Annotated in this window: 12 protein-coding genes and 3 tRNA genes; 6 read left to right on the top strand and 9 right to left on the bottom strand. The window is 64.4% G+C overall.

Translation table 11 applies throughout. The annotated features are described in order from the left end of the window. Positions 1 to 50: 50 nt before the first annotated feature. The 7 genes from OCK02_RS16770 to OCK02_RS16740 all read right to left on the bottom strand — a co-directional run bounded on the left by OCK02_RS16770 (position 51) and on the right by OCK02_RS16740 (position 8,277). On the bottom strand, positions 51 to 233 hold the full coding sequence (locus OCK02_RS16770) for a YegP family protein (protein ID WP_263814036.1): 183 nt from the start codon (positions 231 to 233) through the stop codon (positions 51 to 53). A gap of 124 nt (positions 234 to 357) precedes the next feature. Further along, the gene (locus OCK02_RS16765) at positions 358 to 699 is read right to left on the bottom strand and encodes a helix-turn-helix domain-containing protein (protein WP_263814035.1); all 342 of its coding nucleotides are present in this window, start codon (positions 697 to 699) and stop codon (positions 358 to 360) included. Continuing rightward, on the bottom strand, positions 680 to 958 hold the full coding sequence (locus OCK02_RS16760; RefSeq protein WP_263814034.1) for a BrnT family toxin: 279 nt from the start codon (positions 956 to 958) through the stop codon (positions 680 to 682). The genes OCK02_RS16765 and OCK02_RS16760 overlap by 20 nt, the downstream gene beginning before the upstream one ends. A 166-nt stretch (positions 959 to 1,124) precedes the next feature. Beyond that, positions 1,125 to 4,949 (bottom strand): vitamin B12-dependent ribonucleotide reductase, encoded by a 3,825-nt coding sequence (locus tag OCK02_RS16755; protein WP_263814033.1) that lies wholly within the window; start codon positions 4,947 to 4,949, stop codon positions 1,125 to 1,127. An 815-nt stretch (positions 4,950 to 5,764) separates the two neighbouring features. Beyond that, positions 5,765 to 6,262 carry a xanthine phosphoribosyltransferase gene (gene gpt / locus OCK02_RS16750; RefSeq protein ID WP_263814032.1) on the bottom strand — a complete coding sequence of 166 codons (498 nt, stop codon included), beginning with the start codon at positions 6,260 to 6,262 and terminating at the stop codon, positions 5,765 to 5,767. Positions 6,263 to 6,417: 155 nt separating this feature from the next. Then, positions 6,418 to 7,260 (bottom strand): universal stress protein, encoded by an 843-nt coding sequence (locus tag OCK02_RS16745; RefSeq protein WP_263814031.1) that lies wholly within the window; start codon positions 7,258 to 7,260, stop codon positions 6,418 to 6,420. Positions 7,261 to 7,521: 261 nt separating this feature from the next. Continuing rightward, positions 7,522 to 8,277, bottom strand: a complete 756-nt coding sequence (locus tag OCK02_RS16740) for a competence/damage-inducible protein A (protein WP_263814030.1) — start codon at positions 8,275 to 8,277, stop codon at positions 7,522 to 7,524. A 172-nt stretch (positions 8,278 to 8,449) separates the two neighbouring features. Here OCK02_RS16740 and wrbA point away from each other — a divergent pair, with 172 nt between their 5' ends. Both wrbA and OCK02_RS16730 read left to right on the top strand, forming a co-directional pair. Further along, on the top strand, positions 8,450 to 9,049 hold the full coding sequence (gene wrbA, locus OCK02_RS16735; protein ID WP_263814029.1) for an NAD(P)H:quinone oxidoreductase type IV: 600 nt from the start codon (positions 8,450 to 8,452) through the stop codon (positions 9,047 to 9,049). 301 nt (positions 9,050 to 9,350) lie between these two features. Then, positions 9,351 to 9,665 (top strand): succinoglycan biosynthesis protein exoi, encoded by a 315-nt coding sequence (locus OCK02_RS16730; protein ID WP_263814028.1) that lies wholly within the window; start codon positions 9,351 to 9,353, stop codon positions 9,663 to 9,665. An 82-nt stretch (positions 9,666 to 9,747) separates the two neighbouring features. Here the strand turns inward: OCK02_RS16730 and OCK02_RS16725 are convergent. Next, positions 9,748 to 9,823 (bottom strand) — tRNA-Val (locus OCK02_RS16725). Between the two features lie 446 nt (positions 9,824 to 10,269). Here OCK02_RS16725 and OCK02_RS16720 point away from each other — a divergent pair. After that, a tRNA-Asp gene (locus OCK02_RS16720) sits at positions 10,270 to 10,346 on the top strand. A 48-nt stretch (positions 10,347 to 10,394) separates the two neighbouring features. Further along, positions 10,395 to 10,471: transfer RNA gene (locus tag OCK02_RS16715), tRNA-Asp, on the top strand. 87 nt (positions 10,472 to 10,558) lie between these two features. On the opposite strand, the gene OCK02_RS16710 is transcribed toward OCK02_RS16715, so the two are convergent. Next, positions 10,559 to 10,687 carry a hypothetical protein gene (locus OCK02_RS16710; RefSeq protein WP_263814027.1) on the bottom strand — a complete coding sequence of 43 codons (129 nt, stop codon included), beginning with the start codon at positions 10,685 to 10,687 and terminating at the stop codon, positions 10,559 to 10,561. 403 nt (positions 10,688 to 11,090) lie between these two features. Between OCK02_RS16710 and OCK02_RS16705 the strand changes: the two genes are divergently transcribed. Continuing rightward, positions 11,091 to 11,456 (top strand): NADH-quinone oxidoreductase subunit A, encoded by a 366-nt coding sequence (locus tag OCK02_RS16705; RefSeq protein ID WP_230804074.1) that lies wholly within the window; start codon positions 11,091 to 11,093, stop codon positions 11,454 to 11,456. Further along, the gene (locus tag OCK02_RS16700) at positions 11,447 to 12,025 is read left to right on the top strand and encodes a NuoB/complex I 20 kDa subunit family protein (protein WP_230804075.1); all 579 of its coding nucleotides are present in this window, start codon (positions 11,447 to 11,449) and stop codon (positions 12,023 to 12,025) included. Before OCK02_RS16705 ends, OCK02_RS16700 begins: the two co-directional genes overlap by 10 nt. Position 12,026 lies beyond the last annotated feature (1 nt).

Raw genomic sequence — 12,026 nt, 5'->3', positions numbered from 1 at the left:
TCGACGTTCGCCTCCACCACCTCGGTCGCCGAAATGATGGAGGCTGTGGATTACGCCGGATTACACGACATGCCGTTGCGGCGTGCGTTGTCGATGCAATCGGATCTGTTCGCGTAGGATTCGGTCGACGCACCAACGATACGTCCATTGGCAGCCGTGCGCCGCCAGCGCCATCTGCCACTGCTCTGGTAGACCTCCCAGGTATCACCGTTTCTGTCTTTGCATGCCGCCATAGTTACCTCCATCCGAATGGGTGGGCGCTAGGCGATTCCCGTTTGACGCTCCACGAACCGAATGCAACTTTGCGTAGCACATTCACCTGTGGCGGGTTGAAAGGGCGGGTGCGTCTTCGACGGCTTAGGCTGCCCCTCGCGCCAGCGCCTCTGCTGTTCTCTCCGGATCGACCGCGATCACTTTGAGGTAAGCCCTGGCAGGTTGATCGGGCTCGGAGCGCCCCTGTTCCCAGTCGCGCAGGGTGCCGAGCGGGATATGGTAGCGACTGGAAAACTCTTCCTGCGTCAGGCCAAGCGCGCGACGGATGACCTTGACCTGTGGCATACGGCGCGCAGAACGCAGTTGTTCCTGTGTCAGCGGCGGATTGTCCGGGTCAGTACGGGCATTGACCTCTGCTTCCTCGTCGCTCATCGCGTCAAGGCGGGACCAGTCCGAGATCTGTGTCTTACCATCCGGCATTTTCATACTCCCGACGTTCTGACTGCGTGGATTTTCGCGCTGAGATCAGACGAATAGCGTCGCCACGCTCCGTATAGATGACGGTCAGGAAGCGGCCTCCGCCGAGACCGATGATGCGCCGCCGAACTTCGCCGTGATCCATCGACCTTTCCTCGACATCAAGGGCGAACGGGTCATGGAAAACTGCGCAGGCATCGACAAATGCTACGCCATGCTTGGCGAGATTTGCGGTCGCTTTCCGTTCATCCCATTCGAATTCTAGCATAGTAGACTACGGGTATCCAGTAGTTGATCGGGATTTGGGGCACGTCTTGGAATTGGAGGATACGATCAAGGGCATCATGAAAATCCCCGCGGTGAATTCAATCACCGCGGGGACCATTTTATCTCAATTCATCGGGGCGGTAAGCCGGCCCAGATACATGCATGTCTCAGCTGCACCCGCTCGTAGCACCACAAGTGTCGCACTTCTCGCACGTCCCGTTGCGCACCATCGTGAAGTTCTGGCACTCCGAGCACATGTTGCCCGTATACCCCTGAGCAATGGAGCGCATGCGGCGTTCGTTCTCCACCTTCTTGGCCTCCGCCTTGGCGGCGGCCGCGTCGGCGGCGGCCTTGTCGGAGAAGAGGGCGGTCACGGCCTGCTGGCTTTCGGTGGCGACCTCCTCGGGGGCTTCCTCGGCGATCTCCTCGGCCAGTTCCGCCGCGCGCTCCTCGTAGTCGCGCTTGAAGGCGACGATCTCGGAGGTCGAGATCGCGACGGTCGGCTCGAGCTTGCGCGCCGCACCGCCGGCGAAGGCGGTGATGTTGCCGGACGAGGCGGCCTTGGCCGGTGCCGCCGTCGCAGCCCCCTTCGGCTCGGAAAGCGGGCGCTCGCCGCCGGTGCCGGAAACCAGCGTCGGCTTGTAGCCGCGGGTCCAGCCGGTCGAGATCAGGTTGGTCTTGCCTTCCTGGATGCCCTTGCCGAGTGCGGTGTTGCCGAAATCGGAGGTGTCGACATGGGCGAGGTCGTTGCGGCTGAGATAGGAGACGGCCAGTTCGCGGAACACGTAGTCGAGGATCGAGGTGGCGTTCTTGATCGCGTCGTTGCCGATGACCATGCCGGCCGGCTCGAACTTGGTGAAGGTGAAGGCCTCCACATATTCCTCCAGCGGCACGCCGTATTGCAGGCCGAGCGAGATGGCGATGGCGAAGTTGTTCATCATCGCGCGGAAGGCCGCACCTTCCTTGTGCATGTCGATGAAGATCTCGCCGAGGCGGCCGTCGCCGAACTCGCCGGTGCGCAGATACACCTTGTGTCCGCCGATGACGGCCTTCTGGGTGTAGCCCTGGCGCCGGTTCGGCAGCTTCTCGCGCTCGCGGGTGACGCGCTCGATGATCCGCTCGACGATCTTCTCGGTGACGGCGACCGCCTGGGCGGCAGCGGGGGCTGCGACCAGTTCCTCGATCGCATCCTCGTCGTCCTCGTCCTCGATCAGCGCGGCATTCAGCGGCTGCGACAGCTTCGAGCCGTCGCGGTAGAGCGCGTTGGCCTTCAGCGCCAGCTTCCAGGACAGCATGTAGGCGTTCTTGCAGTCCTCGACGGTCGCCTCGTTCGGCATGTTGATCGTCTTGGAGATTGCGCCGGAGATGAACGGCTGGGCGGCCGCCATCATGCGGATGTGGCTCTCGACCGAGAGGTAGCGCTTGCCGATCTTGCCGCAGGGGTTGGCGCAATCGAAGACGGCGAGATGCTCGTTCTTCAGGAACGGTGCGCCTTCCAGCGTCATCGCGCCGCAGACGTGGATGTTGGCGGCCTCGATGTCCTTCTTGGCAAAGCCCATGTGCTCGAGCAGGTTGAAGCTCATGTCGGCGAGCTGCTCGTCGGAAACTTTCAGCGTCTCCTTCAGGAAGTCGGCGCCGAGCGTCCACTGGTTGAACACGAACTTGATGTCGAAGGCGCTCTTCAGCGCGCCGTTGACGGCGGCAATCTTCTCATCCGTGAAGCCCTTGGCCTTCAGCGAGCCGGGGTTGACGCCGGGCGCCTGGTTCAGATTGCCGTGGCCGACGGCATAGGCCTCGATCTCGGCGATCTGCGCCTCCGAATAGCCCAGAGTGCGCAGGGCTTCCGGAACGGCGCGGTTGATGATCTTGAAGTAGCCGCCGCCGGCGAGCTTCTTGAACTTCACCAGCGCGAAGTCGGGCTCGATGCCGGTCGTGTCGCAATCCATGACGAGGCCGATCGTGCCGGTCGGCGCGATCACGGTCGTCTGGGCGTTGCGGTAGCCGTGCTTCTCGCCGAGTTCGACGGCCTTGTCCCAGGCGAGCTTGGCGTGGACGATCAGGTCCTGGTCCGGGCAATCGCCGTGGACGAGGGCGACCGGGTCGACCGACAGCTTCTCGTAGCCGACCGTCTCGCCGTAGGCGGCGCGGCGGTGGTTGCGCATGACGCGCAGCATGTTGTCGCGGTTCGGCGCAAAGCCCGGGAAGGTGCCGAGCTCGCCGGCCATTTCGGCCGACGTCGCATAGGCGATGCCGGTCATGATCGCCGTCAGCGCGCCGCCGATGGCGCGGCCCTCGGTCGAATCATAGGGAATGCCCGACGACATCAGCAGGCCGCCGATATTGGCATAGCCGAGGCCGAGCGTGCGGTACTCGTAGGAGAGCTCGGCGATCTGCCGGCTCGGGAACTGCGCCATCATCACCGAGATTTCCAGCACGATCGTCCACAGGCGGACGGCGTGCTCGTAGTCGGCGATGTTGATGTTCTTCGTCGCCGCGTCCTTGAACTGCAAAAGGTTCAGCGAGGCGAGGTTGCAGGCCGTGTCGTCGAGGAACATGTATTCCGAGCACGGGTTGGAGGCGCGGATCGGGCCTGCCGCCGGGCAGGTGTGCCAGTCGTTCATCGTCGTGTTGAAGTGCAGGCCCGGATCGGCCGAAGCCCAGGCGGCATACGAGATCGATTCCCACAGGTCGCGCGCTTTCAGCGTCTTCATCACCTTGCCGTCCTTGCGGGCGGTCAGGTTCCAGTCGCCGTCATTCTCCACCGCCTGCAGGAAGTCGTCCTTGATCGAGACGGAGTTGTTGGAGTTCTGGCCCGACACCGTGAGATAGGCTTCCGAATCCCAGTCCGTGTCGTAGGTCTTGAACTCGATGTCCTTGTAGCCCTGCTTGGCGAACTGGATGACGCGCTTGATGTAGTTTTCCGGAACCTGGTTCTTCTTGGCCGCGCGGATCTCGCGCTTCAGCGCCGGGTTCTCGTTGGGGTCGAAGCAGGCGTCGTTGTCGGCCGCGCAGTTGATGCAGGCCTTCATGATCGCCTTCAGGTGGGAGGCGACGATCTTGGAGCCGGTGACGAGGGCCGCCACCTTCTGCTCTTCCTTGACCTTCCAGTTGATGTAGGCCTCGATGTCCGGATGGTCGATGTCGACCACGACCATCTTGGCCGCGCGCCGCGTCGTGCCGCCCGACTTGATCGCGCCCGCCGCACGGTCGCCGATCTTGAGGAAGCTCATCAGGCCGGAGGAACGGCCGCCGCCGGAAAGCCGCTCGCCTTCGCCGCGCAGGTGCGAGAAGTTGGAGCCGGTGCCGGAGCCGTACTTGAACAGGCGCGCCTCGCGCACCCACAGGTCCATGATGCCGTTCTCGTTGACGAGATCGTCCTCGACCGACTGGATGAAGCAGGCATGCGGCTGCGGATGCTCGTAGGCCGACTTGGACTTGGTCAATTTCCCGGTGAAGGGATCGACGTAGAAGTGGCCCTGGCCGGGACCGTCGATGCCGTAGGCCCAGTGCAGGCCGGTGTTGAACCATTGCGGGCTGTTGGGCGCGACGCGCTGGGTGGCGAGCATGTAGGCGAGCTCGTCCTTGAAGGCGGAGGCATCTTCTTCCGAGGCGAGGTAGCCGCCCTTCCAGCCCCAGTAGGTCCAGGTGCCGGCGAGACGGTCGAACACCTGGCGGGCATCGGTCTCCGAGCCGTAGCGCTCACCCTCGGGGAGCGCCTTCAGGGCCTCGGTGTCGGCAACGGAGCGCCACAGGAAGGAGGGGACGTCGTTCTCCTCGACCTTCTTCAGCTTTGCCGGCACGCCCGCCTTGCGGAAATACTTCTGCGCCAGGATGTCGGCTGCGACCTGGCTGAACTGCGCGGGAACGTCGATGTCGGCGAGCCGGAAGACGATCGAGCCGTCCGGGTTCTTGATCTCGGATGTGGCCTTGCGGAATTCGATCTCTGCATAGGCCGTTTGGCCCTGCTTGGTGAAGCGACGTTCTATGCGCATGGTCCCTTGTCCTTTGGTTGTCGCGCGCCCGCTGTGGCCAGCCTCTAGGCGCAATTATCCCCGACCGGCCGCGACCTTGCGCAGCCAGCTCAAATCGTCATGTCTATGCGGGAAACCCGTTTTCGCGGCACCCTGTATCTTGTGCTGAGCGTGGCTGCAAACACTAAATATAGTGTTAACAACTTCTTTATGCCAGTCTTTTCGCGGCGTCACCGCGACAAAATCGTGCGCAAAAACCTCCCCTGCGGCTGGCGGCTCATCCACCTCGACGCATGGTCATCGTTCTGTATTTTTTGATTGTCGGAACCGGACTTTAAACTCGTCGGCCCAGCCGCAGTTGCAGCGTGGAAACCATTAACGCCAAGGCACCCGATTCCGTCAAGGGGTGGTTTATGACGGATTTGTGGACGCTAGATGTTGTGTGTGTTGCCTGTGGAAAGCGGGGACATGGCGCAAAAGCCGGAGAATCAGCCGGTTCAGCCGTGCTCACGGCGCCGGGCGCGCTCCGGCTGTGGATAGCCCGATAAATAATAGGGCAAAATTCGGGGTGGATTGCGGCATATTGGCGACAGCCGATTGCCATGCCGCAACGGATGTGAAAACCGAATCAGGACGCACAAGGATGGGCCGGGAAACGGGCCCGGCGGGCCGCCCTCCGATACCGAATTTTCTCGCCCGGCGATGCGTGGGGCAGGGGGCCGGAAGCCCGCTCGGGCCGAGCCGTGGCCGACGATGGTTTGAAGGCCATGCGGAGCCGTTGCGCGGAGAGACCCGGCTCTGTGCCTGTGCAGCATGCGATGCGTGAGGGGGCGGTCCTAGCCGCGCGGGCCCTTGGCGATCGGCTCCTGGTAGGTGAAGCCCATGTCCCAGGGGAAGTAGATCCAGGTGTCCTGGCTGACCTCGGTGACGAAGGTATCGACCTGCGGCCGCCCCTTGGGCTTGGCGTAGACCGCGGCGAAATGCGCCTTCGGCAGCATCGCGCGCACCTGCGCGGCCGTCTTTCCCGTGTCCGTCAGGTCGTCGACGATGAGGATGCTTTCGCCGCCGTTCTGCTGCAGCTCCGGCGCGATCCCCTTGAGCACGTGCATATCGCCTTGCGACAGGTAGTCGTGGTAGGAGGCGACGCAGACGGTCTCGATCAGGCGGATGTTCAGTTCGCGCGAGATGATCGCCGCCGGCACGAGCCCGCCGCGGGTGATGCAGACGATCGCCTTCCATTCCCGGTCGCCGTCGGCGAGTCGCCAGGCGAGCGCGCGGGCGTCGCGATGAAACTGGTCCCAGGAAACGGGAAAGGCTTTGTCGGGAAGCGACATGGCGGGCTCCTTTCGCCGGGCGTCCGGCAGAATGCGGCAGGTTTCGCCCTTCTAGAGCAGAAGGGCGAAAAAGGGAATCACTGCCTCCGCGGGGCCGCGGGCCGATCCACAGCCATGATGCCCGGCCAACGTCCAGTCAGGACGCCCGACCGGCGCTAGCGCGACATGATCGCCGGGACCCGCAATTCCTTCATCATCGCGCTGGTGACGCCGCCGAACAGGCGGTGGCGCAGCCAGGAGTGGCTGAAGGCGCCCATCACGAGCAGGTTCGCCCCGGTCTCGGTGACGCGGCGGTTGATCACGTGGGCCACACTGTCGCCGCCGGATTTCGCCGAGTTGAGGCTCACATTCAGTCCGTGCCGCGTCAGGGCGCCGGCGATCTCGCTGCCGGAAAGCCCCGCGCTCTGCAGGGCGTCGTCCGGCGGATTGACCGAGAAGATCTCGATCTCCTTCGCCTCTTTCAGGAGCGGCAGCGCATCGAAGACGGCGCGGGCCGATTCGCGCGTGCCGTTCCAGGCGATCAGGACGCGGTCCGGCACCTCCGGCCCGGCCACCGCATCCGAGATCAGGCAGAGCGGCCGGCCGCTCTCGTAGAGCAGGTCCTCGATATCGGCGCGCGAAGGGCCGTCGCCGTAGGGATCGAGCTGGACGGCGACGACGAGGTCGCTGCCGCGGGCGCTGTCGATCACGCCGCTGGCGCTGTAGCCGGCGCTGCCGGTGAAGAGCCGCCACTCGTGCGAAACGCCCGAGCGCTGCGCCAGCGTCCGGAACGTCCGCTCGATCGCTTGCGACACCTCGCGGGCCTGGGCCTGCTGTTCCATGATGGCGTTGGGGTCGGGAAACTCCATCGGGGCGGCGATGGTGACGACGATCGGCGTTTCCGCATGCACGCCGACGAGATGCGCGCCGTGCCGCTCGGCCAGTGCTATCGCGTGCCGGGTGACCTTTTCTGCGTCCTCGGCGGTGCTGAGTACGGCGGTGATGGTCCTGTATGCCATGGCGCTCTCCGTTGTGTTCGGGCCGTTGCGCCGCCAGCAGCAACTCACGCCGCGGAGCGGTAACGCGTTGAAATCCCGATTGATCCTTTCCCCAAATCGCCCGCAGTTCAAGGGGGTTGCGACCTCTCATCGCATGGCGGTCGCAAATGCCGGCGAATCGCAGGCGACGGCGTCACTGTGGAGCGGGCCCGGGCCGCCGTCCTTGACGACGGTCAAGCCGATCGGTCTGCGCCGACCGGTGATGCCGACCGACGATACCGGTCAGCCGGCGGCCTTGGCGGCGGCGATCTCGGCGATCATGGCGAGCACCGCCTTTTCGACCGCCTCCGCCGGCGCCTCGTCCCGGCTGCGGATGACGATCTCGGTCGAGAACCGGTTTCCGTCGAAGCGCGGATAGGAGCCGATCGAGGTGTCGGGATGCGCCTTCTGGATGGCCGAAAGCTGGGTGCCGATATCGCCCTCGCCGAAGGGCGAGACGACGCTGCGCGACAGGACGGGCGCGCCGGTCCGGAGCGTCGGCAGCAGCGCCTCGAGCATGGCGACGAAGACCTGCGGAACGCCGGCCATCACGTGGACGTTGCCGATGCTGAAGCCCGGCGCGGTGGAGACGCTGTTGGGAATGTGGCCGGCGCCCACCGGCATGCGCGCCATCCGCCGCCGGGCCTCGTTGAATTCCATGCCGCGCCGCGCATACATCGCCGCCATCAGTTCCATCGCGGCCGGGTCGTGGGTGCAAGCGACGCCGAAGGCCTTTGCCACCGCGTCCGCGGTGATGTCGTCATGCGTCGGGCCGATGCCGCCGGAGGTGAAGACGTAGTCGTAGCGCGCCCGCAGCGCGTCCAGCGCCTCGACGATCATCTCCTCCTCGTCGCCGACGATGCGCACCTCCTTCAGGTCGATGCCGGCGAGGTGGAGCATGTCGGCGAGGTGACCGATGTTCTTGTCCTTGGTGCGGCCGGAGAGGAGTTCGTCGCCGATCGCGAGCATGCCGGCGGTGATGATCTTGCTTGAACCCATGGAAACACTCCTGATCCGGCGCCGATCGTTCACACCCGGGCAGGACTGTCAATCTGTGGTGAACAGTCTGTTGCCCGGCCGGGTTCTGGCGCAACCGTGTCCTCTGCTACATCTTCGTGCCAGCCGCAATCAAGCGGAAAGACTTGTGTTTCAGACACGACAGGAGAAGCGAATGGCAAGGGTACTGGTCCTCTACTACTCGGCTTACGGGCATATCGAGGCCATGGCGAATGCAGTGGCGGAAGGTGCGAAGTCCGCCGGCGCCGACGTGGTGGTCAAGCGCGTGCCGGAACTCGTTCCGGAGGAGGTCGCCAAGGCCTCGCACTTCAAGCTCGACCAGGCAGCCCCGGTCGCGACCGTCGACGAACTGGAGGAATACGACGCCATCATCGTCGGCGCCGGCACGCGCTTCGGCACGGTCGCCTCGCAGATGCGCAACTTCTGGGACCAGACCGGCGGTCTCTGGTTCAACGGCAAGCTCGTCGGCAAGGTCGGCTCCGTCTTCACCTCGTCGGCCACCCAGCACGGCGGCCAGGAATCGACCATCCTCGGCTTTATTCCCACCCTGCTACACCACGGCATGGCCGTCGTCGGCCTTCCCTACGCCTTCCAGGGCCAGATGGGCGTCGACGAGATCAAGGGCGGCTCGCCCTACGGCGCCTCCACGATCACCGACGGCGACGGCTCCCGCCAGCCCTCGAAGGTCGAACTCGACGCTGCCCGCTTCCAGGGCGCACACGTCGCGAAACTGGCCGCGAAGATCGCCGGCTAACGGCGCTTCGCAAGCTTGCGAATCGGAAAAAGGGCGCGGCCGCCGGCTGCGCCCTTTTTCTTGCGCATATTACTTGCGCATGGCGAGCCGCCGCGCCGGCAAGGCGGCTCGCCGGCCGGTCCGGCACGGGCACCGAGGCACCACGGTCGGGACGGGGGATCGGGTCTGGGCAGCCCGAAACGGGTGGCGCAAATATGCAACGGCCACCGCCACCCCTGTGTGGAGCGGTGCCGGGTTTCTCTCCAGCCGCCCCATTATGCCCGCATTGTCGCGTTGGGACGGTCAAGGAGGAGGAATTCCTATGCGGTTTCACCCGTGCCAATCGGACTCCGGCAGATGGCCGCGCTCCCGCGAGGCGGCGAAGATCGCGCTTGCCGCGGTGACCGCGGTCGGCCTGACTTATGTCAGCGCCGGCGACCTCATCGCCTCCGCCACGGCCCGCGCCCGCGGCTGCGCCATCAAGGGCAACATCAGCGCCCAGACCGGTGAACGCATCTACAGCGTCCCCGGCCAGGACTACTACGAGGTGGTCCGCATCAGCCCGGAATACGGCGAACGCTGGTTCTGCAGCGAAAGCGAAGCCCAAGCCGCCGGCTGGCGCAAGGCGACGCGGTAGGGCCTCCGGCCCGAAAGAAATGCCGCGGCTCGGAAACGCCTTGTGGAACAAGGGGTCTGAATGAAATCAAGGGGAAGGAAAATGGTGGGCGATGAGAGACTCGAACTCCCGACATCCTCGGTGTAAACGAGGCGCTCTACCAACTGAGCTAATCGCCCGCCGCGTTGGTGGCCGTGATCTATGCGGAACCGGATGAAACCGCAAGAGCCCTGATGATCTTTTTCGCAAAATTTTGCGCGCGGCCGGCGAGGCGGGCAGGCGGGGCAGTGCCGGAAAGTGGGGGGCATGGTCCGCACGACGTGCCTGACCTGGTTTGCGACACTGGCGGAAAATCCGGGGTGTGCGCCAAGGGGAAGGGGTCCGGTTTCCACCGTCCCGGCTTGAGAAGCCGTCACGCGCCCAATGACGAATCTGTCCGCCCTCCACCTGGGGATCGGGAGGGGAAACGGGCGTTTGGCGGGGCGGTTTTCAACAATTCGCGCGCCGTCACCGTTTTGTCTTCAATCCTGCTTGACACCCATAAGCGAACCCCTTAGTTAGCCGCTCATCGAACGGCCCCGGCCGCTTCGAAGGATGCCTGCGGGCATCCGGACTTGGTCAGAATGCGGGTGTAGCTCAGTCGGTTAGAGTGCCGGCCTGTCACGCCGGAGGTCGCGGGTTCGAGCCCCGTCACTCGCGCCATTTCCAGGGTCCGGATCTTGCGGGTGTTGCGGTCGGAAGACCAGATGCGCGGGTGTAGCTCAGTCGGTTAGAGTGCCGGCCTGTCACGCCGGAGGTCGCGGGTTCGAGCCCCGTCACTCGCGCCACTTTCACTCTTCCATATCCTGATTCCGTTTAGAACGCTCCTGTCCGGTGCCGCGGCAATTTGCCCCGGCGGCGCGCCCGACCCCACCTCAGTTCCCCTCCGCATCCCAGGACTGCAGGAGCGGGGGTGAAATCGATGCCTGCATCCTGTGCGGCACGAGCGGAATGACGCAGACCGCGGCGACAAGGCCGGCGACGAGCACGATGCCCAGGTTCAATCTCTTCGTTCCCATCGGGGTGCCTGTCGACGCCTCCTGTTGATGTTCCCGTCGATTCGCGAACGCCGCCAGTCTGGCGCCTATAGCTGACGGGATACTGAACGCCTGCGGGGGCGGGCGGCGTGCGGGCGCGATGCCGACCGGGGTTTCGCCGGGGTGCGGCGCCGGCCTTTTAAATGGCGCGGTGCCCGCCGGCCGACGTGTCGCCGAAGGTTCCCCTTTTGTCACCATCGGCCGGCGCCATGGAAATGTGCGCACTCTTTGGGCGAATGCCCGACCTAAGCCTTGCACAGGGGCGCTCACTGCGCTAACGACGTGGGCGTTGCAACATACTTTCTCGGCTTGCAGGTCTTTCGACCCGGCGGCGTTTCTCCGACGCCCGATGCAGGCAGGACGGACGAAAATGACTGAACTTCTCGGATCCTATATTCCGATCGCCATCTTCATCGGCATCGCGCTCGTGATCGGCATCGCCTTGCTGGTCGCCCCCTTCGCCGTCGCCTACAAGGCGCCCGACTCGGAAAAGCTCTCTGCCTATGAATGCGGCTTCAACGCGTTCGATGATGCGCGCATGAAGTTCGACATCCGCTTCTATCTGGTGTCGATCCTCTTCATCATCTTCGACCTCGAAGTGGCCTTCCTGTTTCCCTGGGCGGTGTCGTTCCACGATCTGGGCTGGTTCGGCTTCTGGTCGATGATGGTGTTCCTGTTCGTGCTCACCATCGGCTTCATCTACGAATGGAAGAAGGGAGCGCTGGAATGGAACTGACCTCCGGTACCACGCTCGTGGCCCCCCGGGCCAAGGGGATCATCGATCCCGCCACCGGCAAGCCGGTCGGCAGCGACGACGCCTTCTTTGGCGAGATCAACAATGAACTGGCCGACAAGGGCTTTCTCGTCACCTCCACCGACGAGTTGATCACCTGGGCGCGCACCGGCTCGCTGATGTGGATGACCTTCGGTCTCGCCTGCTGCGCGGTCGAGATGATGCAGCTCTCCATGCCGCGTTACGACGTCGAGCGCTTCGGCTTTGCGCCGCGCGCCTCGCCGCGCCAGTCCGACGTCATGATCGTCGCGGGCACGCTCACCAACAAGATGGCGCCGGCACTGCGCAAGGTCTACGACCAGATGCCAGAGCCGCGCTACGTCATCTCGATGGGCTCCTGCGCCAATGGCGGCGGTTACTATCACTATTCCTATTCGGTGGTGCGCGGTTGCGACCGCGTCGTGCCGGTCGACATCTATGTGCCGGGCTGTCCTCCCACGGCAGAAGCGCTGCTCTACGGCGTGCTCCTGCTGCAGAAGAAGATCCGCCGTACCGGCACGATCGAGCGCTAAG

Origin of the sequence: Rhizobium sp. TRM96647, assembly GCF_025780115.1 — a bacterium.
GTDB lineage: Bacteria > Pseudomonadota > Alphaproteobacteria > Rhizobiales > Rhizobiaceae > Mycoplana.
This window is presented reverse-complemented; position numbering and strand designations above follow the sequence as displayed.